Below are 26,859 nucleotides of genomic sequence, written 5' to 3'. Positions count from 1 at the left end.
CGTTGCGCTTTGATGCGGAGCGTCTAATCGACAGCCATGACCTTGCCTAGCCGCGATATCCTGTGCGCCCGCGCGCGCCATTGGGCGCCCATCCTGACCGCTTACACCCAGCGGCACTGGAAATGGCTGACCTTCCTGATCTGGATCGTCATCGCCATCGTCATGGTCGCGACGCGCTGGCCCGCCGTTCACTGGCTGGTGCTGAGCGATACGGATGACAATATCCGTTATGTGCAGGTGAAGGACTGGCTGGCTGGGCAGGGCTGGTATGATCTGCGCCAGTATCGGCTGGACCCGCCGGGCGGGGCGAATATCCACTGGTCGCGGCTGGTGGACATCCCGATCGCGGGGCTGATCCTGTTCTTCCGCGCTTTTGTCGATCAGGGGCTGGCCGATCGGCTGGCCTGCGGCATCGCGCCGCTGCTGCCCTTGCTGCTGCTGATGCTGAGTCTGGGCTTTATCGGACGGAGGCTGGCGGGGCCGAATGGCTGGCTGCTGGCGGTGCTGGCGCCGCTGGCCGCGCAGATGGGGCTGGGCATGTATGCGCCGATGCGGATCGACCATCATGGCTGGCAACTGGCGCTGGCGGTGACGATGCTGGCGGGGGTGATCGACGGCAACCGGCTGCGCGGCGGGCTGATGGCGGGGATCAGCAGCGCTTTGTCGATCGCCATCGGCATGGAGATGATCGTCTATCTGGCGGCGGGCGGCGGGTTGATCGCGCTGCGTTGGGTATTTCGGCCGGGGGCCGAGCGGCGGATGCTGCCCTATGGCCTCAGTCTCGCGGGGGCGACGTCGCTTTGCTATGTGCTGTTCGCCAGTTATGCCAATCGCGCAATGGTATGCGATGCGATATCGCCGATCTGGGTGGCGGTGTTCGGCGCGGCGGGCGCGGGCATGGTGATCCTGTCGATCGCGCCGCTGCGCAACTGGCCGGCGCGGCTGGCGGCGGGCGCGCTGGTGGGCGGCGCGGTGGCGGCGTTTTTCTATCTGAACTGGCCGCAATGCCTGACCCCCTATCAGATTTCGCCGGAGTTGCAGCGGCTGTGGCTGGCCAATATTCGAGAGGCCAAGCCGATCACGGCGCAGGCGCAGTCCATGGTGGTGCCGTTGCTGGCGGTGCCGGCGGCGGGGCTGATCGGTCTGCTCTGGGCCTTGTGGGATGCGCGGCGGGACAGCGAGCGGCTCTGGGCCTGGGCGACGGTGGGCGCGATGATGGTCTTTTCCACCGCCTTGCTGTTCTGGCAGTTGCGGGCCGGGCCGGCGGCGCAGTTGCTGGCGATCCCGCCCGCCGCCTGGGCCGCGCATCGGCTGATCGCGGCGATCCTGACGGGGACGCGCCGGGTGCGGATCGCCGCCGGGGTGGGCGTGGCGCTGCTGGCGGCGATCGCCTGCGCCTATCCGCTCTATCCGCAGCTGGTGAAGCTGTATCAGGAGGCGACGGGGAGCAAGCCCAAGCCCTGGCGCCCGTCGGCGATCGCGCGCACCGATGCGATCAAGAAAGCGAATGGGCGATGCCGCACGCTGCCGGCGCTGGAGGTGCTGGATCAGTTGCCGCCCGCGACCATCTTCACCATGGTCGATCTGGGGCCGCGCCTGATCGCGACGACGCATCATAGCGCGATCGCCGGCCCCTATCATCGCAATGGGGCGACGATCCTGGACATGCACCATGCCTATGACGGTCCGGCGGACGGATTCCGCACGATCGCAGCGAAGCATCATGCGACTTACCTGCTGGCCTGCCCGAATTTCCCGGAAGGGACGATCTATCAGTCGCGCAGCCCGCGCGGCTTCTATGCCGGGCTGATGCGCGGGACGATCCCGAACTGGCTGGTGCCGGTGACGCTGAAGACGGGCATGACGCTGCCCTATCAGCTCTATCGCATCAATTACTCAGCGCCGGGCGGCGAAAAAGTCGCGGAGAAGCGCTGAGGCTTCGACTTCGGCGAGGCCGCCATAGACATCCGGCCGATGCAGGCATTGCGGCTGGGCGAACAGGCGCGGCCCTTGCTCGATTGCGCCGCCCTTGGGATCGCCCACCGCATAATAAAGCCGGGCGATGCGGGCGTGCGAGATTGCGCCCGCGCACATCGGGCAAGGTTCCAGCGTGACCCACAGGTCGCAGCCGGTCAGGCGATAGTCGCCCAGATGCGTGGCGGCTGCGCGCATCGCGACGATTTCGGCATGGGCGGTGGGATCATTGTCGCGGCGGTTGCGATTCTCGCCCTCGCCGATGATGGCGTCATCTTTCGTCACGACGGCGCCGATCGGCACCTCGCCCGCCGCCTCGGCCGCGCGGGCGAGATCGAGGGCACGGCGCATGGGCGCGGGCAGGGGAAAGGGCGGAGCCATCAGCCCCGCCCGTTACAGGATCATGCGCGCAGAAGGAAGTTATACGACGGCGCAATGACGCCAACCTCTAGCTGTCGGTTCCCCGGCGCAGGCCGGGGTCCAGGCCAGAGAGTGGAACTGGACCCCGGCCTGCGCCGGGGAACGTCCACTACAGGGAAGTGTCAGCGTCGGATGCTGTCAGGGCTTCTTCACGTCCACCGTGGGAACATCGACCGTTTCCTTGCGGGTGCCGACTTCCACCTTGGCGACGTTCGCCTCATATTTGGGCAACGCGCCTTCCTTTACCGCGATTGCGGGCAGGCGCCCTTCCTGCGTTTTTTGCAGATCGATGAAGCCGGTGGCGATGCCGCCGGCCAGAACCAGCAAAATGATGACCAATATTCCACCAATGACTCGCATTTGTCCCTCCTCTGGGTTAGTTGCCCTTTCAACGCGTGGGGTCGCAGAGGGTTGCGATCCTGCCTTGCTGCGGCTTGACGGGGACGACGAATCTCGTTATCGGCGCGGCTTTCCGAACGAACCCGAATTTCAAAGGTTGATTGACTATGTCGCGCATTTGCGAGCTGACCGGTAAGGGTCGCCAGGTGGGTCACAATGTTTCCCACGCCAATAACAAGACCAAGCGCGTGTTCCTGCCGAACCTGCAGAACGTGTCGCTGATCTCCGAGACGCTGGAAACCACCGTCAAGCTGCGCGTGTCGACCCATGGTCTGCGTTCGGTCGAACATAATGGCGGCCTGGACAACTGGCTGGTCAAGACCAACGACGACAAGCTCTCGCTCAAGGCCCGTCGCCTGAAGCGCGACATCGTCAAGAAGAAGGCTGCCGTCGCAGCCTAATTCTCGACCGATTCGTTTCGGCATAAGGAGCGGCCCCTCACCGGGCCGCTTTTTTGCGTTTGAATTTGGTGGCCCATGATATTCCACCCCTCCCGCTTGCGGGAGGGGCAGCGAGACTTGCGCGCGTAGCGCGCTAGTCGCAGCGGGGTGGGCCGTAGCGACGTCCAGCCCACCCCCTAGCCCCCTCCCGCCAGCGGGAGGGGGAACAATCTGGTCGTTCAATTCATCCCGAATTTCAGCAGCAACGTGCGTTGGAAGAATTCGTGATTGTCGTCGGATATGATCCAGATGACCGGGCGGCCATGTTCATGGGATACCGCCAGCCCCTCGAAATTGTCGGCCAGCAGCGGCGGGGCCAGTCTGGCAAGGGTTCGGGCTTTCAGCTCCGTGCCCGGCTCCAGCTTTTCGGGCAGGTCGACGATGGCGATCACGCCGGTGAACAGCTGCTCCATAGTCAGGCGACGGTTCAGCACCAGCAGGTGCCGGTCGTCCAGCGCCACCGCATCGGTCGGGCGATAGCCGCGCGGCGCGGTGTAGCGCAGGTGGATGGGGTCGGGCGTGTCCTTTTCCGCCGGGTCGCCGGCGAAGAGCAGGCTGTCATGATGCCCGTCCGCCGTCATCCCCATCTCCCCGATCGCCAGGAAGCGGCCGTCGGGCAGGCGGGCGAGGGATTCGATCGACCCGGTCTTGGGCCAGGCGAATATCTCCGGCCAGGTGCGGCAGGCCTCTACCCGGGCGAAGCCGGGGCTGTAGCGGCAGATCGCCTGTTGCAGTTCGAAGCCCACCCAATAGCGGCCGGTCGCCGGATCGTGGGTCAGGCTTTCCGAATCCCATGCCCACCATGGGCGATAGCGGTCCTGCGCGCGGATCGGCAGCGGGGCGATGAAGGGATGGCCCCGGCCCTCGCCCGGCGCGATACGAAAGCCCATCAATATGCCGGAATCGCTGAGGCCCAATATATCGCCCACCGGCGACACCAGCAGCGCGGAAATGCCGCCAAAGCCTGGATTGTCGCTCTCCAGCTGCCAGCCGCCCAGATAGGTGAGCGCGCCGACATGGGTAAGGTCGGGGTCGATGCTGCTAAGGGGCAGGGCGCGCGCCGTCACCAGGAGCGTGCCGCTTCGCACTACTTCCGGTTTCCCCATATGCGGGGCCGGCAATAGCAGGATGGCAAGAAGGAGGACGATCAGGATTCGCTGCATCGCCGCCCGCCATAGGGCATAATCCGACAGGACGCAGCAGGGCCGTGATGGACGGTCGGCAGGTGAACGGGGGCTGACACCCCCATTCAGGCTCGGCTCAAGGCGACTCGATCATAAGGATATCAATCGAAGGGCAATTCCGTTCTTTTCAACGGCCGCCCAAGAGGATGGCATATGAGGAGAAGCGCCATGAAGATGAAGTTTCTTGTTAATCTGGGAGCCGCTCTCGCGATGGGTGCCGCTTCCCTGGTGGTGACGGCCGCGCCGGCCAACGCGCAATATTATCGCGGCGGCTATGACCGTGGCGACTATTATCGCGGCGGCTATGACCGTGGTTATCGTGGCGACCGTGGGTATCGCGGTGATCGTGGCTGGCGGGGTGACCGCGGCTATCGCGGCGACGGCTATTATCGCAACAATTATCGCGGTGGCTATCGTGGCGGCTATCGCTGCCGGGACAATGGTACGGGCGGCACCATCATCGGTGCGATCGCCGGTGGTCTGCTCGGTAACGAAGTCGGCAAGGGTTCGGGCCGCTATGGCCGTCGTGGCGACGGCACCACGGGCGCCATCCTCGGCGCAGGCGTGGGTGCGCTGGCCGGCCGGGCGATCGACCGCAACTGCTAAACCCGACGTTGATCGGATAAAAGGAGGGCCGTCCCATGTGGGGCGGCCCTTTTCGCGTCATGGCCGGAGTCAGGGGTGCGGGGCGGGCTGCGGCGCGACCCGCTTGCGGTCGGCGCCTGCGGCCGTGAAGGCGGCGGGATTGAGGCCGGGGTCGGCGCTCTGGGCCGCGCCGGTGCGGGCGTCCAGCTGCGCGGCGGCATCATTGAGCGCCTGGGCTTCGCCGGCGCTGACGCCACCGACGCCATCCTGCGATCCCGATCCGCAGGCGGCCAGCAGCGAAAGGGCGGCAAGGGGGAGGAGAGGACGGACCATGATGTGCTCCAAAAGAAAAAGGGCCGCCCCGTTGTCGGTGCGACCCTTTCCTAAATTCTAGACCCGAACGGGACTGAATTACATCGCGTTCGAAGCGTTGTTGGTCGCGTTCGAAGCGGCGTTCGCAGCGTTGTCGGCAGCGTTCAGCGCGGCGTTCATGGCGTTGTCGGCAGCGTTCGACGCGTTTTCGGCCGAGTTGGCGGCGTTGTTGGCGGCGTTTTCAGTGCCACCCGAGCAAGCGGCCAGGCCGAGCGAAGCGGCGAGAACGAGCGAAAGAGCAATCGACTTGGTCATGGGTTAAAACCCCTCTCTGAGAAAAATAAAAATGCAGACCACTCTCGGAGAAAAGCTCACCCCCCATTGCGCCTGCGGGCCGATTCGTACTGCCTTGAACCGGGCAAGGCAATCCCATTCATGGGGCGAAACCATAGGATGTCCGCCATTTCATCGCTTTATGGATGAAAAATGCACAGAAAATTCACTGGCATTGACGTATATAAAGATTTCTTTATATGACATGATCATGCATGCGGCACTTGATATATTCCGGGCACTTGGCGACCCGACGCGGCTGCGTATCATCCACCTGTTGCGGGCGATGGAACTGGCCGTGGGGGAGATTGCGCAGGTCGTGGGGCAGAGCCAGCCGCGCGTGTCACGCCATGTCCGCATATTGGCCGAAGCGGGTCTGGTGGAGCGGCGCAAGGAAGGCAATTGGGTCTTTTTGCGTCTGGGCAAGGACCGGTCGGTCGTGCCGTTTCTGACCCTGTTCGACCGGCTGGAGCCATCCGAGAGCGAAGCTTTGTGGCAGGCGGCGGATCTGGCGCGGCTGGCCGCCGTGCGCGCAGACCGGGCGCGGGCCGCCGAAAGCTATTTTGCCGAACATGCCGAGGAATGGGATGCGATCCGGTCGCTCCATGTCGCCGAGGCCGATGTGGAGGCGGCGATGGTCGCCCTGCTGGGGCGCGAGCCGATCGGTCATCTGCTGGACATCGGCACCGGCACGGGGCGCATGATCGAATTGTTCGGCGGCGATGCGGATCAGGTGACCGCGCTGGATCGCAGCCCGGACATGCTGCGTCTGGCGCGCGCCAAGCTGCCGCAGGATGCCGGCGACAAATATGCGCTGCTGCTGGGCGATTTTCTGGACCTGCCGCTTGAGCAGGGGAGCGCCGATACGGTGGTGATGCATCAGGTGCTGCATTATGCGCAGGCGCCCGAACTGGTGATCGCGCAGGCGGCGCGGGTCGCGGCGGCGAACGGCCGGGTGCTGATCGCTGATTTCGCGGCGCATGAACGCGAAGAGCTGCGCCTGCGCGACCAGCATGCGCGGCTGGGCTTTTCCGACGAACAGGTGAGCGGCTGGTTCGCGCAGGCGGGGCTGGCGCTGGAACGGGTGGAAACGCTGCCCGGCCAGGAATTGACGGTAGTATTGTGGCTGGGACGGCGCCAGAGCGCCAATGTTCTGCCCATCGAAGGACGGATTTCCGCATGACCCTGAATGATCCCACGCACAACGCGCCTATTGGCCCGCTTTATGCGGATCTGGCCGGCGATGCCCGCGTCAGCTTCGAATTTTTCCCGCCCAAGACGGAGAAGATGGAAGCGCAGCTGTGGTCGGCGATCGAGACTTTGGCCCCGCTGGCGCCCAAATTCGTGTCCGTCACCTATGGCGCGGGCGGCTCCACGCGGGAGCGCACCCATAATACGGTCGCGCGCATCGCGAAGGAAACGTCGCTGGCCGCCGCCGCGCATCTGACCTGCGTGGCTGCGAGCAAGGACGAGATCGGCGAAATTGCCGACGCCTATTGGGATGCGGGCGTGCGTCATATCGTGGCGCTGCGTGGCGATCCGCCCGAAGTGGGCGGCCGGTTCGAGCCACATCCTGACGGTTATACCGGCGCGGCCGATCTGGTCGAAGGGTTGATGAAGCGCCATCCGTTCGAGATCAGCGTGTCGGCCTATCCCGAAGTGCATCCCGATGCCGCGAGTGCGCAGAGCGACCTCGATAACCTCAAGCGCAAGCTGGACGCCGGGGCGACCCGCGCGATCACGCAATTCTTCTTCTCGCCCGACGCCTATTTCCGTTTCATGGACAAGGTCGGCGCGGCGGGCATCACGGCGGACATCGTTCCAGGCATCATGCCGGTCAGCAATTTCGCCGCGACCAAGCGCATGGCGGCCATGTGCAATACCGACGTGCCGCTGTGGATGGCGCGCCTGTTCGAAGGGCTGGACGAACATCCCGCATCACGCCAGTTGGTGTCGGCGACGATCGCTGCCGAACTGTGCCGCAAGCTGTATGAAGGCGGCGTGCGCGATTTCCATTTCTACACGCTCAACCGGGCGGAACTCAGCTTTGCGATCTGCCATCTGCTCGGGCTTCGGGCGAAGGTGGCGGTGAACGCCTGATACGGATTAACCCCCTCCGTTCGGTTCGCGCTTGTCGAGAACCGGTTGCGCGAGGGTTCTCGACAAGCTCGAACCGAACGGGGAGAGGGAGCATATGACCGCCGAAGACCAATTGCGCCAACTGGCTGCCGACAAGATCCTGATCTTCGACGGCGGTTATGGCACGTCGATCCAGAAACATGGCCTGACCGAAGCCGATTATCGCGGCGACCTGGACCTGGCGAAGGATCAGAAGGGCAATAACGACCTTCTGTGCCTGACCCGGCCGGACATCGTGGAGGGCATCCACACCGCCTATCTCGACAATGGCGCGGACATGATCGAGACGAACACGTTCAGTTCGACCAAGATCGCGATGGCCGATTATGGCTGCGAACATCTGGTGTGGGACATCAATATCGCGGCGGCCAAGCTGGCCCGTTCGGCCTGCGAGAAAGCCACGGCGAAGGACGGCAAGCCCCGGTTCGTGTGCGGCTCGATCGGCCCGACGAACAAGACGCTCAGCATTTCGCCCGACGTCAACGACCCGGCCTTTCGCGAGGTCGATTATGACACGCTCAAGGCCGATTATCGCGAGCAGTGCGACGCGCTGATCGCCGGCGGCGTGGACTTTCTGCTGGTCGAAACCTGCTTCGATACGCTCAATGCCAAGGCGGCGGGCATGGCCGCGCGCGAAGCGGAGGAAGCGGCGGGCCGGTCCGTGCCGCTGATGCTCAGCTTCACCATCACCGACATGTCGGGCCGGAACCTGTCAGGCCACACGATCAACGCCTTCTGGTATTCGCTGCGCCATTTGAAGCCGCTGACCATCGGCGTGAATTGCGCGTTCGGCGCGGATCTGTTGCGGCCGTACCTCAGCGAATTGTCCAAGAATGCCGACACGCTGATCTTGGCCTATCCCAATGCCGGCCTGCCCAATGAACTGGGGCAATATGACGAGCTGCCCGAAACCACCGCGAAGCTGATCCGCGACTGGGTGGATGAGGGGCTGGTCAACATGGTCGGCGGTTGTTGCGGCACGACGCCTGCGCATATCGGCGCGGTGGCGAAGGCGTTGGACGGGCATAAACCGCGCGTGGTGCCGGAACTGGAGGTCGTGACGCGGCTTGCCGGGCTGGAGCCGATGCACATCGCGGCGTAAGATAATTGTCATCCCCGCGAAGGCGGGGATCCATCTCCCGGCCTTGCCGCTGGTGCGATGTCCGGAGATGGATCCCCGCCTTCGCGGGGATGACGAAAGAAAGAAATTCAGGGAATGACTCAGAAAAGCACCGCCACTTTCGTCAATATCGGTGAACGCACCAACGTCACCGGATCGGCCAAGTTCAAGAAGCTGATCATGGCGGGCGATTATGCCGCCGCCATCGACATCGCGCGCGAGCAGGTGGAGAATGGCGCGCAGATCGTCGACGTCAACATGGACGAGGGTCTGCTCGACGCGGTCGAGGCGATGACCACCTTCCTCAAGCTGATGACGTCGGAACCGGACATCAGCCGCGTGCCGGTGATGATCGACTCCTCCAAGTGGGAAGTCATCGAAGCGGGCCTGAAATGCGTGTCCGGCAAGCCGGTCGTGAACTCGATCAGCATGAAGGAGGGCGAAGAGGCCTTCCTGTTCCATGCCCGCAAATGCATGGCCTATGGCGCGGCGGTGGTCGTCATGGCGTTCGACGAGACGGGGCAGGCCGATACACAGGCCAGAAAAGTCGAGATTTGCGAGCGCGCCTACAAGCTGCTGATGACGATCGGTTTTCCGCCCGAAGACATCATCTTCGATCCCAATATCTTCGCGGTGGCGACGGGGATCGAGGAGCATAATAATTACGGCGTCGACTTCATCGAGGCATGTCGCGAGATCAAGAAGCGCTGCCCGCACGTCCATATTTCGGGCGGCCTGTCGAACTTCTCCTTCTCCTTCCGTGGCAACGAACCCGTCCGCCGGGCGATGCACAGCGTGTTCCTGTATCACGCCATTCCCGCCGGCCTCGACATGGCGATCGTCAATGCCGGGCAGCTCGACGTCTATGACGCGATCGATCCGGCGCTGCGCAAGGCGTGCGAGGATGTCCTCCTCAACACCGATCCCGAAGCGGGCGACCGGCTGGTCACGCTCGCCGAAAGTTTCAAAGGCAAGGACGCCGCATCGGAAAAGGCGGCGCAGGAATGGCGCGGCTGGCCCGTCGCCAAGCGGCTGGAACATGCGCTGGTCAAGGGCATCGACATGTATGTGGTGGAGGATACGGAGGAATGCCGCCTCGCCGCCGACAAGCCGATCCATGTGATCGAAGGGCCGCTGATGGACGGCATGAATGTCGTGGGCGACCTGTTCGGCGCGGGCAAGATGTTCCTGCCCCAGGTGGTGAAATCCGCGCGCGTCATGAAGAAGGCGGTCGCCCATCTGCTGCCCTATATCGAGGCGGCGAAGGAACCGGGCGCCAAGGGCAAGGGCAAGATCATCATGGCGACCGTGAAGGGGGACGTGCATGATATCGGCAAGAATATCGTCGGCGTGGTCCTGCAATGCAACGGCTTCGACGTGATCGACATGGGTGTGATGGTGCCGTGGCAGGACATCATCAAGGCCGCGAACGAGAATGACGCCGACATGATCGGCCTATCTGGCCTCATCACCCCGTCGCTCGACGAGATGGTGACGGTCGCCGCCGAAATGCAGCGCGCGAACATGACCATGCCGCTGCTGATCGGCGGAGCGACGACGTCACGCGTGCATACCGCGCTGCGCATCGACCCGGCCTTCACTGGCCCGGTCGTGCATGTGCTGGACGCCAGCCGCGCGGTGGGCGTGGCGACCGCGCTCGTCTCCGAAACGCAGAAGAATGATTTCGTCCAGAAGACCAAGGACGATTATGAGCATGTCCGCGTCGCCCGCGCCAACAAGGGGCAGAGCGCGCTGATCAGCATCGCGGACGCGCGCGACAACGGGTTCGAGATCGACGAAAGCCTGAAGGCGCCGCGCCCGCGCCTGCCCGGTGTCCATCGTTTCCCCGACTGGGATCTGAAGGATCTGATCCAATATATCGACTGGACGCCCTTCTTCCGCGCATGGGAACTGGCGGGCAATTATCCCGCGATCCTGACCGATCCGGTGGTGGGTGAAAGCGCCACCAGCCTGTTCGCCGACGCGCAGAAGATGCTGGACAAGATCGTCAACGACAAATGGCTGACCGCGCGCGGCGTCGCTGGGCTGTGGCCGTGCCGGCGCAAGGGCGACGACATCATCGTCCATGTCGAGGATGAGAAACATTACGTCCTGCCGATGCTGCGCCAGCAGATTCAGAAGCGGGAAGGGCGCGCCAATATGTGCCTGGCCGACTTCATCAGTCCCGATGGCGACTGGATGGGCGGTTTCGCCGTGTCGATCCACGGCATCGAACCGCATCTGGCCCGGTTCAAGAATGCGATCGACGATTATTCGGACATCCTGCTGAAGGCGCTGGCCGATCGTCTGGCCGAAGCATTCGCCGAGCGGCTGCACCATTATGTCCGCACCGCATTGTGGGGCTATGCCGAGGGCGAGCAGCTGACCAACGAAGCGCTGATCAAGGAGCAGTATCGCGGCATCCGCCCGGCGCCCGGCTATCCCGCCTGCCCGGAACATAGTCTGAAACCGATCCTGTTCGAGATGCTGGACGCGCATCATGCGACCGGTGCGACGTTGACGGAAAGCTTTGCGATGCTGCCGACGGCGGCGGTCAGCGGCTTCTATTTCGGTCATGCACAGGCCGAATATTTCGGTGTTGCGCGGGTAGGCCGCGATCAGCTGGAAGATTATGCCCAGCGGCGCGGCATCGATCTGGAGACGGCGGAACGCTATTTGCGGCCGAATCTGGACTAAGCACTTGTTCCCCGGCGAAGGCCGGGGGCCAGTCGAAAGGGCTGAACTGGACCCCGGCCTTCGCCGGGGAACGGCCTATGGATGGTCGTGCCTGTAAACGCGCCATCCCCTCCCTATCTTGCGTCCATGAAAATCTTCACCATCGGTTATGAAGGCACGACGCAGCCGGACCTGATCGCCGCGCTGCAAGCCGCCGGCGTGCGGCTGCTCGCCGATGTCCGCGCGGTGCCGCTGTCGCGCCGGCCCGGCTTCTCGAAGAATATCCTGGCCGCCGGCCTGCGCGAGGCGGGGATAGACTATGTCGGCCTCAAGGCGCTGGGCACGCCGGCGGAGGGGCGTGAGGCTGCGCGCAAGGGGCATCATGCGCGGCTGGCCGAAATCTACGCGCGCCAACTCGACCTGCCCGAAGCGATCGTGCAGGCCGAACAGTTGAAGGACATGGCGGCGGAGCAGCCCACCGCCTTGCTTTGCTTCGAGCGTGATCCGTCGGGCTGCCACCGCTCGCTGCTGATCGACGCGGTGCTGCCGGATGCGGAGCGGATCGACCTGTTCCCCGCGTAAAGACATGGCCTTCACCCTGTCCCATAGCGGGGCAGCGGCAGATTGCGGGTTTTGGCGCCTTGGTGCTGTCGCCGCCGGGCCTTATGCTGGCCCCCATGCGCATCCTCTCCACCACGCTCCTCGTCTCCGCCGCGATCGTTTCCAGCGCTTGGGCGCAGGGCAACGCCGCTCCCTTCACCGTCGCCGAGACGGGGCAGGGATTTGCCACCATCGGCGATGCGCTGGCCGCGATCGGCGACCGGCGTGGCACGGTGGTGGTGGCGCCCGGCACCTATCGCCAATGCGGCGTGCAGCAGGGCGGCGACGTGACCATCCGTGCGGCGACGCCCGGCACCGCGATCTTCGACGGGGCCGTGTGCGAAGGGAAGGGCGCGCTCGTTCTGCGCGGCCAGGCCAGCAGCGTAGACGGCATCATCTTCCAGAATATCCGCGTGCCCGACGGCAATGGCGCGGGCATCCGCCTGGAAAGCGGCAATCTGACCGTCCGCAACAGCCTGTTCCGCAACAGCGAGGAAGGCATATTGACCGGCGATTATGATGGCGGGCAAGTGGTGATCGACAAGTCGACCTTCCGCAAGCTGGGCCGCTGCGATCGGGATCTCGACTGCGCGCATGGCATTTATATCGGTCGCCTCGCCAGCCTGTCCGTCACCAACAGCCGCTTCGATCAGGGCGATGGCGGCCATTATCTGAAAACCCGCACCGCCCGCGTCACCATCAGCGGCAACAGCTTCGACGATAGCGGCGGGCATCTGACCAATTACATGATCGACCTGTCCAATGGCGCGACCGGCTCCATCACCGGCAATGAAATGGTGCATGGCAAGGACAAGGATAATTGGTCCGCCTTCATCACCGTGGCTCCGGAGGGCCGCGAACATTCGAGCGCGGGGCTGGTGATCGAGGGGAACAAGGCAGGCTTCGTGCCGGGGCTGGAGCGCGGCTCCACCTTCGTCGCCAATTTCACCGAAGATGCGGTGCGGATCGGGGCGAACCAACTGGCGCCATCCATGAAGGTCAAGGACCGACGCTGACTTGGCCGCGCTGGCATGATAGGGGTGCATCATGCGAACCACCTATGACAGCGCGACCGTCCGCCTCTATCATCTGGGCGACGATGGGGCGGCCATGACGATCATGTATGGGCCGCTGAGCCAGGCTTTGCATGTCGCGGAGCAGCAGCCGGCCGAGGTGCAGGATGGGCTGTATCTGGCGACCGACAATGATGTGGTCGCCTATCTGGACCTGATCGAGGAATAGTCAGCCATTGCCCAGCAGCGCGAGTTGCTGGCGGATGACGTCCAGATTATGCTGCGCCAGATGGCTGCCGCGTCCTTCGACCGATCCGTCTAGATCGGGCCGCTCGCCAATCTCCAGACACCGTTCCCATGCCGTGGCCGCCAGCGGCAGCCATTCGGTGAGCGCATGGGCAGGCTCCGCCAGCGCCCGATCCATGGCGAGATTGCCCAGGACGAAGAAGAAGTCGGGCGAGTCCTGCCAATGAGCCATCTGTTCGCCGGCGATGGCCATGGCATGTTCCGACGCGCCCGATTGGCCGAGACAATGCAGCCGGCGGATCAGCAGCGCATGGGTCCATGCTGCGCCATCGGGGGTGCGGGCGCTGGCCTGTTCATACCAATCGGCTGCGCGGGCGTAGTTGCGCGCCGTCTCCGCCTCCTTGCCCAATTGATAGAGGAGGTAGGGATTGCCGGGATCGGCCTGCAATTCCGCCAGCAACATCGGCGTGTTGCGATCCCGCTTGCCCGCCGCCTGCGCATCCTCATAGCCGTCATGGTCGAGGATGAGGGCGATGCGCTCGACCGGCAGGCTGGATACAGGCTGTTCATGGATGCGCCCGGCATAGCGAGCGCCGCGTGGCAATAGTCGGGCGATCCAGCTGCGGGTCGAGGGCAGGGCGGCGCCCGCCTGTTGCGGCAGGTCGAAGCTGCTGCGGATGCAAATGGCGCCCAGCCGTGGCGGCCCGTCGCACCAGTCGCGCAAAGCCTCGCCGCCCTCCGCGATCCATTCGTCGGCGTCGACGATCAGGTTCCAGTCGGCATCGGCCAGCGCCAGCACATGATTGCGCGCCGCGGAGAAATCGCCCGGCCAGTCGAGATGATGGACCTGCGCGCCGCACGCCCGGGCGATGGCGACGCTGTCGTCGGTCGATCCGGTATCCAGCACGACCATGGCATCGACATGGGGCCGCACGTTGTCCAGGCAGCGGGCGATGCAGCGCGACTCGTTACGCATGATGAGCGTCGCGGCGATGCGGGGTCTGTCGGCGGTCATGCCCCTGTTTCGCCTGGCCGGCCTAAAAAGCCGTTAACCATCCGCAAAGCCGAAGGGCGCGCGGGTGCGGCGATAATCGTCGGGCAGCATGTCGCGGCCGATCGGCGGGGCGGCTCGGGCCATGCACTGGGCGCGATGGCACAGGCGACAGGTGACGCCGATCGGGGTCGGATCGGGCGCGGGCGCATCCTGCGTGTAGATCAGCCGATGCGCATGGTCGGCCGCGCAGCATAAAGCGATAGCGCGCTCCACCTTCGGCGCGCCCCAGCCGCCGCCGCCCGCCGTCACCGTGCGGGCAATCGAGAAGAAACGCTGGCCGTCGGGCAGCTCCAGCCATTGCGTCACCACCTCACGCGGGGTTTCGAACACGCGGTGGACCGACCAGAGCGGGCAGGAGCCGCCATGGCGCGCAAAGGGAAAGCCCGCGCCGTCCAGCCGTTTCGACACATTCCCTGCCGGATCGACCCGCAGGAAGAAGAAGGGGACGCGCTCCTGCCCCGGCTTTTGCAGGGTGGTCAGGCGATGGGCGGTCTGTTCGAAACTCGCCCCGAATTGCCGGGCCAGCGCCTCCACATCATAACGGCGCGCCTCCACCGCCTTGGCAAAAGCGGTATAGGGCATCAGGATCGCGGCGGCGGCATAGCTGGCGAGCGCGCGGCGGGCGAGGCGGCGGCCGCTTTCATTGGCGAACTGGCCGTCCTTCAGAATGGCGTCGAAACTTTTGCGCAGGTCCAGATAGGCGATTTGCAGCGCCAGCTGGAACTGCGAACTGGCACCGTCCAGCGCATCGTCCAGCAGCACCGCGTCGCGATGCCGGTCGAGCCGTCGCATGGAGCCGGCCATCACGTCCGATGGCAGGCGGCGAACGCGCAGATTATGCTTCGCCTTGAGCCAGGCGATGAGGCCGCCTTCCCCTTCTGCTTCCGCCGCCAGTTTTTCCGCCGCATCGTCCAGCAGGGGGAAGCTGTTGCGCCGGGCGGCGAGGAATCGGCGCGATTCGGCGACGGGGTCGGCCATATCCTCCTGCGGCGGCGCATCCACGCCCGCGCCGCGATCCGCCAGCGCCAGATGCTCCTCGCGATAGCTGGTATAGAGGCGCAGCAGCGCTTCGGTGATGCCGGGATAATTGACCGCCACGTCGCCAGTGGCGAGCGTGGGCAGGTCTATGTCGGCGAACATCGGGTCTTTCAGCACCGCCTGCAACCGCGCCGTCTGCTCCGCGCCGCCGTCCCCGGCCACTTCCGCCATGTCGAGTTTGTAGGTCCGCGCCAGCCGCAACAGCATGTCTGCGGTCAGCGGTCGCTGGTTGCGTTCCAGCAAAGCGACATAGGAGGCGCTGATTTCCAGATCGGCCGCCATGTCCGCCTGCGTCAGGCCCAATTCGCGCCGCAGCCGCCGCAGCCGCGGCCCCATATAGACGGGACGATCCTTGGCCATGTGCGCGACTCCTGTGCAGGCTTTACAACTTTACAGCAGATTTTTGTAAAGATCGACAACTGAACATCAGGAGGACTGCCGCACTGCAACAGAGGCGATTAGGCAAGGTGGCAACAGATCACCGGACGCAAGGACAACGGCCATGACCTATCAGGACAATATCGCGAAGGCGCAGAGCCTCATCGGCAGCCACCCCGGCAGCTGGGACGGCATCAATGCCGAATCCGTCGCCCGCATGAAGTTGCAGAACCGTTTCAACACGGGTCTGGATATCGCCAAATATACTGCCGGCATCATGCGCCGCGACATGGCCGCCTATGATCTCGACCCGGCCAACTACACCCAGTCGCTGGGCTGCTGGCACGGTTTTATCGGCCAGCAGAAGCTGATCGCGATCAAGAAGCATTTCGGCACGACCAAGCAGAAGTACCTGTATCTGTCCGGCTGGATGGTTGCCGCGTTGCGCAGCGATTTTGGGCCTTTGCCCGACCAGTCGATGCACGAAAAGACCAGCGTCGCTGCGCTGATCGAGGAACTCTACACCTTCCTGAAGCAGGCCGATGCCCGCGAACTGGGCATGCTGTTCCGCGATCTCGACAAGGCGCGCGAAACCGGCAACGAGGTCGAGGCCCAGCGCCTGACCCACGCCATCGACAATTATGAGACGCATGTCGTCCCCATCATCGCGGATATCGACGCGGGCTTCGGCAATGCGGAAGCCACCTATCTGCTCGCCAAGAAGATGATCGAGGCGGGGGCCTGCGCACTCCAGATCGAAAATCAGGTTTCGGACGAAAAGCAGTGTGGCCATCAGGACGGCAAAGTCACCGTGCCGCATGAGGACTTCCTGGCAAAGGTGCGCGCCTGCCGCTACGCCTTCCTGGAACTGGGCGTGGACGATGGCATCATCGTCACGCGTACGGACTCGCTGGGCGCGGGTCTCACCAAGCAGATCGCGGTCAGCAAGGAACCCGGCGACATCGGCGACCAGTATAACAGCTTCCTCGATTGCGAGGAGATCGACCCGGCGACGGCGAAGAATGGCGACGTCATCCTGAACCGCGACGGCAAGCTGCTGCGCCCCAAGCGCCTGCCCAGCAACCTGTTCCAGTTCCGCGAAGGGACCGGGGCGGATCGCTGCGTCCTCGATTGCATCACGTCGCTCCAGAATGGCGCGGACCTGCTGTGGATCGAAACGGAAAAGCCGCATATCGAGCAGATCGCGTCGATGGTCGACCGCATCCGCGAGGTCATCCCCAACGCCAAGCTGGTCTATAATAATTCGCCCAGCTTCAACTGGACGCTGAACTTCCGCCAGCAGGTGTATGACGCTTGGGTCGAGGCGGGGAAGGATGTCAGCGCCTATGACCGGGCGAAGCTGATGAGCGCCGATTATGATGGCACGGAACTGGGCGTCGAGGCGGACGAGAAGATCCGCACCTTCCAGAAGGATGCGGCGGCGCGGGCAGGCATCTTCCATCACCTCATCACCCTGCCGACCTATCATACGGCGGCGCTCAGCACCGATAACCTGGCCAAGGACTATTTCGGCGCGGCTGGCATGCTGGGCTATGTCGAGGGCGTGCAGCGCAAGGAAATCCGCCAGGGTATTGCCTGCGTGAAGCATCAGAATATGTCGGGCAGCGACATCGGCGACGATCACAAGGATTATTTCGCCGGGGAAGCTGCGCTGAAGGCCGGCGGCGCACACAATACGATGAACCAGTTCGCGGCGTAATCTCTAAGCACGTCATTCCCGCGACCCGAAGGGCGGTCGTAGGCCAACGCGGGAACCCATCTCCTGCCTTATCCCCAGCCGCAAGGGTGTGAGATGGATCCCCGCCTTCGCGGGGATGACGGCCGTTTTTGCGGCGTGCAGGCCGCAAGAAAAGCCAAAGCGCGGGGACTTCGACACTCCCTTCGCGTGTTTGGGTGGAAGAAACTGGACGACCCGGCGACACACCGCCGGGTCGTTTTTTGTGTGTGCCAACTACCCTAAACTCCGTTCGCCCTGAGCCTGTCGAAGGGCCGTCCTTGAAGAAAAAGACGGGGCTTCGACAAGCTCAGCCAGAACGGAGTTTAAGGGGATAACTCAGTGCGTCGTTCAGGCAATTCCCGCCCGCTGCCGCACTGCCTGCTTCAATATGTCGAGCGGCATCGCGCCCAGCGTCAGCACGTCGTGGAACTGCTTCAGGTCGAACTGCGCGCCCTGCTTGGCCTTCACCTCGTCGCGCAGCTGCGTCCACACGGTGTGGCCGATCTTGTAGCTGCACGCCTGACCCGGCCAGACGGTGTAGCGGTCGATCTCGCCCTGGCTGCGGCCGCGCGCGATGCCGGTGGTGGCGATCAGATAATCGGTCGCCTTTTCCCGGCTCCACCGCTTGGCATGCATGCCGCTGTCCACGACCAGACGGGTGGCGCGGAACAGGAGCGACTGGAGATAGCCGACCTGTCCCAGCGGATCGCCTTCATACATGCCCATTTCGTCGGCCAGCTGTTCCGAATAGAGCGCCCAGCCTTCCGAATAGCCGCTGTAGAAGCCACGGCGGCGGATCATCGGGATGGAATCCGATTCCAGCGCCACCGTCACCTGAAGATGGTGCCCCGGCACCGCTTCATGATGGGTGAGCGTCGCAAGGCCGAATTTTGGCCGGTCGAACGTGTCGCGCAGGTTGATGAAATAGATGGCGGGGCGCGACCCGTCGAGCGAGGCGTTCTGATAATAGCCGCCCGGCGCGCCCGCCTGAATGGTCACCGGAACGCGGCGGACCTCCACCGGCGCCTTGGGCACGGTGTTAAAGGATTCGCCCAGACGCTTCTGCATGGCGATGATCTGGCTGTTGAGTTGCGCCAGCAGCGCTTCGCGGCCCGGATCGGTGTTGGGATACAGCTGATCGGGGCGCTTGTTGAGCGCGACCAGACGATCGCCGACGCTGCCCTGGCTCATCCCTTCGCCCTTCAGGATCGCGTCGATACGGGCAGAGATGTCCGCCACCTGATCGAGGCCCAGCTGATGGATTTCATCGCCGGTCAGCTTGGTCGTGGTCGCGGCCTCGGCGGCGGCGGCGTAGAAGGCTTCGCCATCGGGCAGGCGCCAGCAGCCTGCGTCATGGCTGGCCTTGGCGCGCAGTTGCGCCACCAGTGCGCGCTGGCGGTCGATGGCGGGGAAGATCTTCTCCGCAACGATCTTTTCCGCCTGGGCGGCGCGTTCGGGCGGCAGGTTGGCGGCGGCAAGCTTTTTCGCGAAGGATGCGACCAGCACGGTCTGCGCGGCGGGCTGGTCGCGCAGGGACGCCTGCATCTTCATCGTGGTGTCGAGAATATAGTCGGGCGCGAATACGCCCTTGGCCGCGTCCGCCTTCTGCCGGGCCAGCTCGCCGTCCAGCGCGGCGGGGAAGGCTTCGAGGCGGGAGAGATAGGCGTCGGCGTCGGTCGCATCCTTCACCCGGTGCTGCGAATCGAGGAAGTCGGGCACTTCGCGATAGCTGCCGGTCAATTGGCTCAGGATATAGGGCGCATAACGGCCCGCCGTTTCGCCATAGCCGAAACGTTCGCCGCCCACGGCGCGATCCATCTGATAGGCGACGACGTCATAGTCGAGCTGGCTGGCGGGGCTGAGTTTGGCGCGGTCGACGCTGGCCAGTTGCTTCACCTGTGCCTTGGTCCGGGCCAGATCCTTGGCCGCGCCGGCCGCGCTGGTATCGGACAGCTTGCCGCGCAACGCCGCCCGCGCGCCGGTGTCGAGGCCGAGGCGGGTGGCCTGCTCCGGCGATTCGGCCAGCCGTCCGTAGAAGAAATCGTCCAGCATCGCGCGGAACCGCGCGTCCGCGCTGGCACCTTGCGCAAAGGCGTTGGGCGTGGCGGCGGCGATGGCGGTGGCGCCGCTGGTGGCGAGAAATTGGCGTCGGTTCACGACAAGGGACTCCATTATGGGATTGATGGGCGGCAAGGGGGCACCGCCCGCGATGCGCTCTTTTGACGAGCGTTCAACAGCTTGGCTAGACCTGCAACTAACCCCCGTTCGGTTCGAGCCTGTCGAGAACTTTGCGCGCTGTTCTCGATAGGCTCGAACCGAACGGGCTTTGCGTTCTGATAAGCCCAGCTTGTGAGCATCATGGATCGTTGCGGCTGTCCCGCCGTTTGCTCCTGCGATATGGCGCGCATGCCTTACAGAAAGGGGAAAGCCGATGTCCTACACGCTGATCACCGCCAACCGGAATTACAGCAGCTGGTCGCTGCGCCCATGGGTGCTGATGACGGCGCTGGGCATCGCGTTCGAGGACCGGCTAAAACCCTTCGCTGCCGCGACCAACTATGCCGCCTTCCGCAGCTTTTCGCCCACGGGGCAGGTGCCCGCGCTGGTGGACGGGGATCGCACTGTCTGGGATTCGTTAGGCATCATCCTCTATCTGGCCGATCGCCATCCCGGCGTCTGGCCGGCGGACGAGGCCGCGCGCGCTTTCGCCCAATGTGCGACGGCGGAAATGCACAGCGGTTTCACCACATTGCGCAACGATTGCACCATGAATGTCGGTGTCCGGGTGGAGCCGCATCTGCCCTCGCCCGCGCTGAACAAGGACATCGCCCGGCTGCGCGAATTGTGGGAGCAGGGGCTGGACCGGTTCGGCGGCCCTTTCCTGGCGGGCAAGACCTTCACCGCGATCGACGCCTTCTATGCGCCCGTCGCCTTCCGCGTGCGCACCTATGGGCTGGATGTCGGCCCGATCGCGCAGGCCTGGGTCGACCATATGCTCGCCCATCCCGCCATGCAGCAGTGGGAAAGGGAGGCGCTGGCCGAAACATGGCGCGAGGACAGCCATGAGGCGGAGATCGGCGCGGCCGGCAAGATCATAGAGGACTATCGGGCAGTGTAACATTCTTGCCCGCCCGATAGGAAAAACAGGGCAAATCGGTCGTTCACCCCCTTTCCCGATCCGGCGGACGGGTCTAGGGGGTGGACATTATGGTAAAGTCTCGCACCCTCTACGAAAAGATCTGGGACGCGCACGTCGTCGAACGGCGTCCCGATGGCACCTGCCTCATCTATATTGACCGCCATCTCGTCCATGAAGTGACGAGCCCGCAGGCGTTCGAGGGGCTACGCCTTGCCGGCCGTAAGGTGCGCCGGCCCGATCTGACGCTGGCGGTGCCGGACCATAATCTGCCCACCACGCCGCGGCGCGACGCGGATGGCCATCGCATCCCGATCGCCGATCCGGAAAGCGCGCAGCAGCTGGCCGCGCTGGAACGCAATGCGCCCGAATTCGGCGTCCGCCTGATCGGTGACGCCGATCTGGAGCAGGGCATCGTCCATGTCGTCGGCCCGGAACAGGGCTTTACGCTGCCCGGCACGACGTTGGTGTGCGGCGACAGCCATACGTCCTCGCACGGCGCGCTGGGCGCGTTGGCCTTCGGCATCGGCACGTCGGAGGTCGAGCATGTGCTGGCGACCCAGACGTTGCTGCTGAAACAGTCGAAGACGATGGAAGTCGTGGTCGAAGGCATATTGGCGCCGGGCGTCACGCCTAAGGATGTGGCGCTGGCGATTTGCGGCACCATCGGCACGGCGGGCGGCACCGGCTATGTCATGGAATATCGCGGCTCCGTGTTCCGCGACATGTCGATCGAAGGGCGGCTGACCGTCGCCAACATGTCGATCGAGGCGGGCGCGCGGTCCGGCCTGTTCGCCCCGGACGAAAAGACCTTCGCCTATATCGAGGGCCGCCCGATGGCGCCCAAGGGCGCGGATTTCGACGCGGCCGTCGCTTATTGGAAAACGCTCGTCACCGACGAAGGCGCCGTCTTCGACAAGACCGTGGAGATCGACGCGGCCGACATCGTGCCCAACGTCACCTGGGGCACCAGCCCGGAAGACGTCGTGGCCGTGACCGGCGTGGTCCCCGATCCGCAGAGCTTCGCCGATCCGTCCAAGCAGGCCGCCGCGCAAAAGTCGCTTGATTATATGGGCCTCGTCGCCGGGCAGAAAATGGCCGATGTCGCGATCGAGCATGTCTTCATCGGCAGCTGCACCAACAGCCGGATCGAGGATCTGCGCGCCGCCGCATCATTGCTGAAGGGGCGCCATGTCGCCGCCGGCATCAAGCATGCGATGGTCGTGCCCGGCTCCGGTCTGGTCAAGCAACAGGCCGAATCCGAAGGGCTGGACCGCATCTTCCTGGACGCCGGTTTCGAATGGCGCGAGCCGGGCTGCTCGGCATGTCTGGGCATGAACCCGGACAAGGTGCCCGCGGGCGAACGCTGCGCATCGACCAGCAATCGCAATTTCATGGGCCGTCAGGGACCGGGATCGCGCACCCATCTGGTGTCGCCCGAAATGGCGGCGGCGGCGGCCATCACCGGCCGGCTGACGGACGTGCGCGAACTGTTGAACAAAAAAGAGGGTGTGGTCGCATGAAGAAGATTTTCTGGCTGCTGACGCTGGGCGCGCTGGCGAGCGCGGCGATGGCCGCGACCCTGGGCCGGGCCGAAGATACGCCGGCTGTTGAGGCGAAGAAGGTTCACTGATGGACAAGCTGACGACCGTAGACGGCCGGGCCTATCCGTTCGGGATGAAGAATGTCGACACCGACATCGTCATCCCGGCCCATTGGCTGAAGACCATTTCGCGCAACGGCCTTGGCAAGGGCGCGTTCGAAGTGCTGCGCAAGGAACCGGGCAACGTCTTCGACGATCCCGAATATGCCGGCAGCCCGATCCTGATCGCGGGCGACAATTTCGGCTGCGGCTCCAGCCGCGAACATGCCGCCTGGGCGCTCGGCGACCTGGGTATCAAGGTGGTGATCGCGCCCAGCTTCTCCGACATCTTCTCCGGCAATGCGTTCAAGAACGGCATTTTGACGGTGGTTTTGCCGCAGGATGCGGTGGATCGGCTGCTGGAAGTGGCGAAGACGGACCCTATCCATGTCGATCTGGAATCGCAGTCCGTCACTACCCAGTTTCAGGACCGGTTCGCGTTCGAGATCGACCCGTTCCGCAAACATTGCCTGCTCGGCGGTCTGGACGAAATTGGCCTGACGCTGGATCAGAGCGACGTGATCGACGGCTATGAAGCCAGGCAGGCGCAGGATCGTCCCTGGATCGTGCCTGCTGCCGTTGCGTAATGCGACGCTTCTGCCTATCTCTTGGCTCAGATACCGCTTGCAACAGGGCTTTTGACGCATGACCACTTTCGACGATCGCGAAAAGGCGTTCGAAAACAAGTTCGCCCATGACCAGGAACTGGAGTTCCGCATCCAGGCGCGCCGCAACCGGCTGCTGGGCGAATGGGCGGCGGTCAAGATGGGCCTGACCCCGGAAGAAACCGACGCCTATGCCAAGGCGGTGGTGCAGGCCGATTTCGAGGAAGCGGGCGACGAAGATGTCATCCGCAAGCTGGTGGGCGATATGACGTCGGCCGGCGTGGATATCGACGAAGCGGGCGTGCGCACCGCACTGGACGAGCAGGCCGTGATCGCCCGCCGCCAGTTCATCGAAGTACAGTAAGGCTTAATCCCATGCCGATGGCAGCCGACGATATTGCGGACATGATCCGCGCCGCCATTCCCGACGCGCAGGTCGAAATTACCGATCTGGCCGGCGATGGCGATCATTATGCGGCGAAGGTCGTGGCGGAAAGCTTTCGTGGGCTTAGCCGCGTTGCGCAGCAGCGTGCCGTCTATGCGGCGCTGGGCGGACGGATGGGGGGCGTGCTTCACGCCTTGCAACTGACCACCGCCGTTCCCAACTAACGGGACAGAGATTCGCGCCTATCGGATGGGCGCCAGACAGGAATGGAACTTTTCACATGACCGACGCCGTGCAGCAGCGGATTGCCGACATCGTCAAGAGCAATGACGTGGTGCTTTTCATGAAGGGCACGCCGCTCTTCCCGCAATGCGGTTTTTCCAGCCGCGCGATCGCGATCCTGGAGCATCTGGGCGTGACCTATGAAACGGTCGACGTGTTGCAGGACCAGGGCGTGCGTCAGGGCATCAAGGCCTTCTCCGACTGGCCGACCATCCCCCAGCTCTATGTGAAGGGCGAATTTGTCGGCGGCAGCGACATCATGATGGAAATGTATGAAGCGGGCGAACTGAGCCAGCTTCTGACCGACCAGGGCATCGCCGCCGCCAACTGAGCGGGGGTATGATCGGGAATAGGGAAGGCGGTCCGGGAACGGGCCGCCTTTTTTGTTGGCGGGGGGCTTTTATCCCTCTCCCCGAGGGGGAGAGGGCTGCGCAGACTTGGCAGCTTGCTGCCTTAGTCGAAGCTGGGTGAGGGGGCAGCCTCACGATAATATGCCAACCTTGCGCCAACCCCTCATCCAACTCCGCCTAGACGCTACGCGCCAAGGCTTCGTATCCTTCTTCCTCCAGGGGAGAAGGATGAGTGCCCGCGACGCCATCATCCTTCCAATGTAGGATTTTCTCTGATCTATCCTGCGGGATGACGCCATCCTCATCCACCCGCCAATGGCCCGCGGCCCGTTACCAACGGACGCTTGCGCGTCGCGTCGCTGTAACGCCGATGGCGCGCCGATGTCGTGCGCCTGTCGCGCCGGTGATACTTGGCGAAAGCCTCGCGCGCGCTTCGTGCACGCATAGGGGCCTGCAACGGTGTGAACTTCGCGCGTCGCGTTGGTGTGACTTGAAATGGGGGGAGGGCCACCGGGTGGGGGATGCGGAGCGGAGACTGCCTGCATCCCCCGGTAGTTGAACGGTGGGAACGCGACTAAAGTCGCAATGGCCGTGCCAATTTGGGGCGATCGCGGGAAGCTGCGGGTTCTAAAGGTTAACGCGCCGAGACGGTCCGCGCCATCTGTCAAAATTTCCGACATTTTCCGGCTTTTTCAACGTGAAGCCATTCAAGGACAGGCCTGCGAACGGCTATTGACTACATCTGTAATCAATGCGACTACATCTGTGGTTGTTAAACATCGAGTCGGGTATCCGGCCAGCGGGTGAGAAGACGTGAGCGAGAAGATCAGCGAAGCGGAACTGGTGGTGATGGAGGCGCTGTGGGAAGCCGCGCCGCAGACTGCCAATGACGTTGCCGACCGCGTCGCCACCGACCGCGACTGGAGCCTGCAAACGGTCAAGACCCTGTTGTCGCGGTTGATGGCCAAGGATGTCATCGCTGCCGATCAGGATGGCCGCCGTTTTCTCTATCGCCCGATGGTGGCCCGCGACGATTATGTCGCCGGTGAAGGCGGGCGTCTCGTCAACCGGCTGTTCGGCGGGCGCATATCGCCGCTGGTCGCCCAGTTGGCGCAACAGGATCAATTGACGGCGGACGATATCGCCGAGCTTGAGGCAATCCTGAAGGGGCTGAAATCATGAGCGTCTGGCTGGCCGAAACGCTGATCGCCACCACCTTGCTGATGGCGCTGGTCATGATGTTGCGGCGGCCGGTCGCGCGCTGGCTGGGGGCCGGGGCGGCCTATCTGCTCTGGGCGCTGCCGCTGGCGCGGATGGTGATGCCGGCTTTGCCCTGCGACATCGATCCTTCGCCGCTGCATCTGGCGGTCGATCAGGCGGGTCTGCCCGACCTGTTGACCGTGCCGCCCGCTACGCCTGTCGTCGCCATGGCCCCGACCTTCCCCTGGCTGGAGGCTGGCCTTTCGCTCTGGTTCGCCGGCATGGTCGTTTTTCTGATCGTGCAGGCGGTGGGCTATACCCGTTTCCGCCGCCATATGCTGGACGGCGCCACCCCGATCGGGGAGGAAGGGCGCATCCGCCTCATCTCCAGCCCGCATGCGTCCGGCCCGCTCGCCTTTGGCGTGTGGCGGCCATACATCGTGCTGCCGGCCGATTTCGCCCTGCGCTACGACGCGCAGGAACAGGATATGGCGATCGCCCATGAACGGGCGCATCATGAGCGGCGCGATCTGGCCGCCAACATGATCGCCTTGCTGTTGCTGGCCGTCCATTGGTGCAATCCCGTCGCCTATCGCGCCTATCGCGCCTATCGCGCCGATCAGGAAACCGCCTGCGACGCGCGCGTCCTTTCGCTTTACGGCCGCGATCAGGCGCATGCCTATGGTCGCGCCATATTGAAGGCGGCCGGCGGTCGGCAATTTGCCGGGGCCTGCCATCTCACCCGTATCACCACGCTCAAGGGGAGGCTGAAAATGCTGTCCAACCATGACATTTCGCTTCAGCGCATCAGCTGGGGCATGGCCGCCGTCGCCATCGTCACCGCCGCTGGCCTGGCGCTCACCGCATCGGGCAGCCGCGCCGCGCAGCAGATGGCGGCGATCACCGACAAGGTGGAAAGCGCCGACTTCGCCAAATTGTCCGACCTGGTGTCGCAACCCGCCACCGCCAGCGTGCCGGCGACAGCCAGCGTTGCGGCGGTCCCCGCCGTACCGACTATGCCTGCCGTCCCTGCGGTGAAGGCTGGCGATGACGCATGGTCCTCGCCTGCGCCCATGGTTCCGCCGGCGCCGATCGTGCCCGCCGCCGACATGATCGCCCCGGTCGCGCCCGTACCGCCCGCGCCGCCGATCGTGCGCAGCGAAAAGAATCGCATCACCGTCACCCATGCCGACGGCCGCGTCGAAACCCATCGTATTCCGACCGAGGCAGAGATTGCCCGCATGGTGCCGAATGTCGATGTTCGCGATGGATGCGACGGGAATGCGAGCCAGGTTAGCACGCATCGTGAATGGGTCGATGCCAAGGGGCAGCGGCAAATCCGTGTCCGCATTTGCAACGCCGCGATCGAGGCGCAGGCCCGCCGTGCGGAATTGCAGGCCAGTCGCGCCGAAGCTTTGGCAGAACGGCAGGCCGCACTGGCCGAACGTGAAGGTGCGCGGGCTGAACGCATGGGCAAGCTGGCGGCACGGCGCGGGTTGATGAACGCACGTATCCAGATCGCCAACAGCCGGATGCCCGCCAAGGATCAGGCTGACGCTCTGCGCGACATCGACGATGAAATTGCAGCACTGGATCGCAACAGGAACTGA

27 protein-coding genes are annotated in these 26,859 nt (G+C 64.2%); 19 read left to right on the top strand and 8 right to left on the bottom strand.

Annotation, left to right across the window (positions count from 1 at the left end):
• Nucleotides 1-36: 36 nt before the first annotated feature.
• A complete protein-coding gene (locus tag F4U95_RS10050; RefSeq protein ID WP_150425567.1) occupies nucleotides 37-1,935 on the top strand; it encodes a hypothetical protein in 1,899 nt (632 codons plus the stop codon).
• Here F4U95_RS10050 and F4U95_RS10045 read toward each other — a convergent pair.
• Nucleotides 1,897-2,355 carry a nucleoside deaminase gene (locus F4U95_RS10045; RefSeq protein ID WP_150425566.1) on the bottom strand — a complete coding sequence of 153 codons (459 nt, stop codon included), beginning with the start codon at nucleotides 2,353-2,355 and terminating at the stop codon, nucleotides 1,897-1,899. The genes F4U95_RS10050 and F4U95_RS10045 overlap by 39 nt on opposite strands.
• A 177-nt stretch (nucleotides 2,356-2,532) precedes the next feature.
• A complete protein-coding gene (locus F4U95_RS10040; RefSeq protein WP_120250801.1) occupies nucleotides 2,533-2,754 on the bottom strand; it encodes a hypothetical protein in 222 nt (73 codons plus the stop codon).
• A gap of 146 nt (nucleotides 2,755-2,900) precedes the next feature.
• Between F4U95_RS10040 and rpmB the strand changes: the two genes are divergently transcribed.
• Nucleotides 2,901-3,194, top strand: a complete 294-nt coding sequence (gene rpmB, locus F4U95_RS10035) for a 50S ribosomal protein L28 (RefSeq protein ID WP_120250800.1) — start codon at nucleotides 2,901-2,903, stop codon at nucleotides 3,192-3,194.
• Nucleotides 3,195-3,412: 218 nt separating this feature from the next.
• Here the strand turns inward: rpmB and F4U95_RS10030 are convergent, their stop codons facing one another.
• Complete coding sequence (locus F4U95_RS10030; RefSeq protein ID WP_150425565.1) at nucleotides 3,413-4,396, bottom strand: esterase-like activity of phytase family protein; 984 nt, start codon at nucleotides 4,394-4,396, stop codon at nucleotides 3,413-3,415.
• Nucleotides 4,397-4,585: 189 nt separating this feature from the next.
• On the opposite strand from F4U95_RS10030, the gene F4U95_RS10025 reads away from it, so the two are divergent.
• On the top strand, nucleotides 4,586-5,023 hold the full coding sequence (locus tag F4U95_RS10025; RefSeq protein ID WP_120250798.1) for a glycine zipper 2TM domain-containing protein: 438 nt from the start codon (nucleotides 4,586-4,588) through the stop codon (nucleotides 5,021-5,023).
• A gap of 69 nt (nucleotides 5,024-5,092) precedes the next feature.
• On the opposite strand, the gene F4U95_RS10020 is transcribed toward F4U95_RS10025, so the two are convergent.
• Together F4U95_RS10020 and F4U95_RS10015 are read right to left on the bottom strand one after the other, a co-directional pair.
• The gene (locus F4U95_RS10020; protein ID WP_150425564.1) at nucleotides 5,093-5,335 is read right to left on the bottom strand and encodes a hypothetical protein; all 243 of its coding nucleotides are present in this window, start codon (nucleotides 5,333-5,335) and stop codon (nucleotides 5,093-5,095) included.
• Nucleotides 5,336-5,413: 78 nt separating this feature from the next.
• Nucleotides 5,414-5,629 (bottom strand): circumsporozoite protein, encoded by a 216-nt coding sequence (locus F4U95_RS10015; protein WP_120250797.1) that lies wholly within the window; start codon nucleotides 5,627-5,629, stop codon nucleotides 5,414-5,416.
• 229 nt (nucleotides 5,630-5,858) lie between these two features.
• Here F4U95_RS10015 and F4U95_RS10010 point away from each other — a divergent pair, with 229 nt between their 5' ends.
• From F4U95_RS10010 to F4U95_RS09980, 7 genes are all read left to right on the top strand, one after another.
• The gene (locus F4U95_RS10010) at nucleotides 5,859-6,830 is read left to right on the top strand and encodes an ArsR/SmtB family transcription factor (RefSeq protein ID WP_150425563.1); all 972 of its coding nucleotides are present in this window, start codon (nucleotides 5,859-5,861) and stop codon (nucleotides 6,828-6,830) included.
• The gene (gene metF / locus F4U95_RS10005) at nucleotides 6,827-7,747 is read left to right on the top strand and encodes a methylenetetrahydrofolate reductase (protein WP_150425562.1); all 921 of its coding nucleotides are present in this window, start codon (nucleotides 6,827-6,829) and stop codon (nucleotides 7,745-7,747) included. The genes F4U95_RS10010 and metF overlap by 4 nt, the downstream gene beginning before the upstream one ends.
• 94 nt (nucleotides 7,748-7,841) lie before the next feature.
• Nucleotides 7,842-8,888 carry a homocysteine S-methyltransferase family protein gene (locus F4U95_RS10000; RefSeq protein ID WP_150425561.1) on the top strand — a complete coding sequence of 349 codons (1,047 nt, stop codon included), beginning with the start codon at nucleotides 7,842-7,844 and terminating at the stop codon, nucleotides 8,886-8,888.
• 114 nt (nucleotides 8,889-9,002) lie between these two features.
• Nucleotides 9,003-11,603 carry a methionine synthase gene (metH, locus tag F4U95_RS09995; RefSeq protein WP_150425560.1) on the top strand — a complete coding sequence of 867 codons (2,601 nt, stop codon included), beginning with the start codon at nucleotides 9,003-9,005 and terminating at the stop codon, nucleotides 11,601-11,603.
• A gap of 126 nt (nucleotides 11,604-11,729) precedes the next feature.
• Nucleotides 11,730-12,164 (top strand): DUF488 domain-containing protein, encoded by a 435-nt coding sequence (locus F4U95_RS09990; protein ID WP_150425559.1) that lies wholly within the window; start codon nucleotides 11,730-11,732, stop codon nucleotides 12,162-12,164.
• 95 nt (nucleotides 12,165-12,259) lie between these two features.
• On the top strand, nucleotides 12,260-13,198 hold the full coding sequence (locus tag F4U95_RS09985) for a right-handed parallel beta-helix repeat-containing protein (RefSeq protein ID WP_150425558.1): 939 nt from the start codon (nucleotides 12,260-12,262) through the stop codon (nucleotides 13,196-13,198).
• Between the two features lie 31 nt (nucleotides 13,199-13,229).
• Nucleotides 13,230-13,424 (top strand): hypothetical protein, encoded by a 195-nt coding sequence (locus F4U95_RS09980; protein ID WP_120250794.1) that lies wholly within the window; start codon nucleotides 13,230-13,232, stop codon nucleotides 13,422-13,424.
• On the opposite strand, the gene F4U95_RS09975 is transcribed toward F4U95_RS09980, so the two are convergent.
• Together F4U95_RS09975 and F4U95_RS09970 are read right to left on the bottom strand one after the other, a co-directional pair.
• Complete coding sequence (locus tag F4U95_RS09975) at nucleotides 13,425-14,456, bottom strand: glycosyltransferase (RefSeq protein ID WP_150425557.1); 1,032 nt, start codon at nucleotides 14,454-14,456, stop codon at nucleotides 13,425-13,427. It lies immediately after the preceding gene.
• Between the two features lie 33 nt (nucleotides 14,457-14,489).
• Nucleotides 14,490-15,893: a helix-turn-helix domain-containing protein gene (locus F4U95_RS09970; RefSeq protein WP_150425556.1), complete on the bottom strand. Its 1,404-nt coding sequence runs from the start codon at nucleotides 15,891-15,893 to the stop codon at nucleotides 14,490-14,492.
• 142 nt (nucleotides 15,894-16,035) lie between these two features.
• On the opposite strand from F4U95_RS09970, the gene F4U95_RS09965 reads away from it, so the two are divergent.
• Complete coding sequence (locus tag F4U95_RS09965; RefSeq protein WP_150425555.1) at nucleotides 16,036-17,631, top strand: isocitrate lyase; 1,596 nt, start codon at nucleotides 16,036-16,038, stop codon at nucleotides 17,629-17,631.
• 366 nt (nucleotides 17,632-17,997) lie between these two features.
• On the opposite strand, the gene F4U95_RS09960 is transcribed toward F4U95_RS09965, so the two are convergent.
• Nucleotides 17,998-19,806, bottom strand: coding sequence for a DUF885 domain-containing protein (locus F4U95_RS09960; protein ID WP_150425554.1), 1,809 nt, complete (start codon nucleotides 19,804-19,806; stop codon nucleotides 17,998-18,000).
• A gap of 274 nt (nucleotides 19,807-20,080) precedes the next feature.
• Here F4U95_RS09960 and F4U95_RS09955 point away from each other — a divergent pair, with 274 nt between their 5' ends.
• The 8 genes from F4U95_RS09955 to F4U95_RS09920 all read left to right on the top strand — a co-directional run bounded on the left by F4U95_RS09955 (nucleotide 20,081) and on the right by F4U95_RS09920 (nucleotide 26,859).
• Nucleotides 20,081-20,767: a glutathione S-transferase family protein gene (locus F4U95_RS09955; protein ID WP_150425553.1), complete on the top strand. Its 687-nt coding sequence runs from the start codon at nucleotides 20,081-20,083 to the stop codon at nucleotides 20,765-20,767.
• Nucleotides 20,768-20,856: 89 nt separating this feature from the next.
• Nucleotides 20,857-22,308 (top strand): 3-isopropylmalate dehydratase large subunit, encoded by a 1,452-nt coding sequence (gene leuC, locus F4U95_RS09950; protein ID WP_150425552.1) that lies wholly within the window; start codon nucleotides 20,857-20,859, stop codon nucleotides 22,306-22,308.
• A gap of 109 nt (nucleotides 22,309-22,417) precedes the next feature.
• The gene (leuD, locus tag F4U95_RS09945) at nucleotides 22,418-23,014 is read left to right on the top strand and encodes a 3-isopropylmalate dehydratase small subunit (protein ID WP_120250787.1); all 597 of its coding nucleotides are present in this window, start codon (nucleotides 22,418-22,420) and stop codon (nucleotides 23,012-23,014) included.
• 58 nt (nucleotides 23,015-23,072) lie between these two features.
• The gene (locus F4U95_RS09940) at nucleotides 23,073-23,396 is read left to right on the top strand and encodes a DUF1476 domain-containing protein (protein WP_120250786.1); all 324 of its coding nucleotides are present in this window, start codon (nucleotides 23,073-23,075) and stop codon (nucleotides 23,394-23,396) included.
• 11 nt (nucleotides 23,397-23,407) lie between these two features.
• Nucleotides 23,408-23,641 carry a BolA/IbaG family iron-sulfur metabolism protein gene (locus F4U95_RS09935; RefSeq protein ID WP_093020889.1) on the top strand — a complete coding sequence of 78 codons (234 nt, stop codon included), beginning with the start codon at nucleotides 23,408-23,410 and terminating at the stop codon, nucleotides 23,639-23,641.
• Between the two features lie 56 nt (nucleotides 23,642-23,697).
• Nucleotides 23,698-24,030: a Grx4 family monothiol glutaredoxin gene (grxD, locus tag F4U95_RS09930; protein ID WP_150425551.1), complete on the top strand. Its 333-nt coding sequence runs from the start codon at nucleotides 23,698-23,700 to the stop codon at nucleotides 24,028-24,030.
• Nucleotides 24,031-24,862: 832 nt separating this feature from the next.
• Nucleotides 24,863-25,231 carry a BlaI/MecI/CopY family transcriptional regulator gene (locus F4U95_RS09925; protein WP_056683720.1) on the top strand — a complete coding sequence of 123 codons (369 nt, stop codon included), beginning with the start codon at nucleotides 24,863-24,865 and terminating at the stop codon, nucleotides 25,229-25,231.
• Nucleotides 25,228-26,859, top strand: a complete 1,632-nt coding sequence (locus F4U95_RS09920) for a M56 family metallopeptidase (protein ID WP_150425550.1) — start codon at nucleotides 25,228-25,230, stop codon at nucleotides 26,857-26,859. Before F4U95_RS09925 ends, F4U95_RS09920 begins: the two co-directional genes overlap by 4 nt.

The sequence above is a fragment of the Sphingobium limneticum genome (assembly GCF_008710165.1).
Taxonomy (GTDB): domain Bacteria; phylum Pseudomonadota; class Alphaproteobacteria; order Sphingomonadales; family Sphingomonadaceae; genus Sphingobium; species Sphingobium limneticum.
Note: the sequence above shows the minus strand (reverse complement) of the source record. Positions and strands in the feature narration are given on the sequence as shown.

What these genes read in the sequence shown, in the direction of transcription:
- F4U95_RS10050 (WP_150425567.1), top strand. Translation starts at nt 37, where the DNA reads ATGACCTTGCCTAGCCGCGATATCCTGTGCGCCCGCGCGCGCCATTGG.
- F4U95_RS10045 (WP_150425566.1), bottom strand. Translation starts at nt 2,355, where the DNA reads ATGGCTCCGCCCTTTCCCCTGCCCGCGCCCATGCGCCGTGCCCTCGAT.
- F4U95_RS10040 (WP_120250801.1), bottom strand. Translation starts at nt 2,754, where the DNA reads ATGCGAGTCATTGGTGGAATATTGGTCATCATTTTGCTGGTTCTGGCC.
- rpmB (WP_120250800.1), top strand. Translation starts at nt 2,901, where the DNA reads ATGTCGCGCATTTGCGAGCTGACCGGTAAGGGTCGCCAGGTGGGTCAC.
- F4U95_RS10030 (WP_150425565.1), bottom strand. Translation starts at nt 4,396, where the DNA reads ATGCAGCGAATCCTGATCGTCCTCCTTCTTGCCATCCTGCTATTGCCG.
- F4U95_RS10025 (WP_120250798.1), top strand. Translation starts at nt 4,586, where the DNA reads ATGAAGATGAAGTTTCTTGTTAATCTGGGAGCCGCTCTCGCGATGGGT.
- F4U95_RS10020 (WP_150425564.1), bottom strand. Translation starts at nt 5,335, where the DNA reads ATGGTCCGTCCTCTCCTCCCCCTTGCCGCCCTTTCGCTGCTGGCCGCC.
- F4U95_RS10015 (WP_120250797.1), bottom strand. Translation starts at nt 5,629, where the DNA reads ATGACCAAGTCGATTGCTCTTTCGCTCGTTCTCGCCGCTTCGCTCGGC.
- F4U95_RS10010 (WP_150425563.1), top strand. Translation starts at nt 5,859, where the DNA reads ATGCATGCGGCACTTGATATATTCCGGGCACTTGGCGACCCGACGCGG.
- metF (WP_150425562.1), top strand. Translation starts at nt 6,827, where the DNA reads ATGACCCTGAATGATCCCACGCACAACGCGCCTATTGGCCCGCTTTAT.
- F4U95_RS10000 (WP_150425561.1), top strand. Translation starts at nt 7,842, where the DNA reads ATGACCGCCGAAGACCAATTGCGCCAACTGGCTGCCGACAAGATCCTG.
- metH (WP_150425560.1), top strand. Translation starts at nt 9,003, where the DNA reads ATGACTCAGAAAAGCACCGCCACTTTCGTCAATATCGGTGAACGCACC.
- F4U95_RS09990 (WP_150425559.1), top strand. Translation starts at nt 11,730, where the DNA reads ATGAAAATCTTCACCATCGGTTATGAAGGCACGACGCAGCCGGACCTG.
- F4U95_RS09985 (WP_150425558.1), top strand. Translation starts at nt 12,260, where the DNA reads ATGCGCATCCTCTCCACCACGCTCCTCGTCTCCGCCGCGATCGTTTCC.
- F4U95_RS09980 (WP_120250794.1), top strand. Translation starts at nt 13,230, where the DNA reads ATGCGAACCACCTATGACAGCGCGACCGTCCGCCTCTATCATCTGGGC.
- F4U95_RS09975 (WP_150425557.1), bottom strand. Translation starts at nt 14,456, where the DNA reads ATGACCGCCGACAGACCCCGCATCGCCGCGACGCTCATCATGCGTAAC.
- F4U95_RS09970 (WP_150425556.1), bottom strand. Translation starts at nt 15,893, where the DNA reads ATGGCCAAGGATCGTCCCGTCTATATGGGGCCGCGGCTGCGGCGGCTG.
- F4U95_RS09965 (WP_150425555.1), top strand. Translation starts at nt 16,036, where the DNA reads ATGACCTATCAGGACAATATCGCGAAGGCGCAGAGCCTCATCGGCAGC.
- F4U95_RS09955 (WP_150425553.1), top strand. Translation starts at nt 20,081, where the DNA reads ATGTCCTACACGCTGATCACCGCCAACCGGAATTACAGCAGCTGGTCG.
- leuC (WP_150425552.1), top strand. Translation starts at nt 20,857, where the DNA reads ATGGTAAAGTCTCGCACCCTCTACGAAAAGATCTGGGACGCGCACGTC.
- leuD (WP_120250787.1), top strand. Translation starts at nt 22,418, where the DNA reads ATGGACAAGCTGACGACCGTAGACGGCCGGGCCTATCCGTTCGGGATG.
- F4U95_RS09940 (WP_120250786.1), top strand. Translation starts at nt 23,073, where the DNA reads ATGACCACTTTCGACGATCGCGAAAAGGCGTTCGAAAACAAGTTCGCC.
- F4U95_RS09935 (WP_093020889.1), top strand. Translation starts at nt 23,408, where the DNA reads ATGCCGATGGCAGCCGACGATATTGCGGACATGATCCGCGCCGCCATT.
- grxD (WP_150425551.1), top strand. Translation starts at nt 23,698, where the DNA reads ATGACCGACGCCGTGCAGCAGCGGATTGCCGACATCGTCAAGAGCAAT.
- F4U95_RS09920 (WP_150425550.1), top strand. Translation starts at nt 25,228, where the DNA reads ATGAGCGTCTGGCTGGCCGAAACGCTGATCGCCACCACCTTGCTGATG.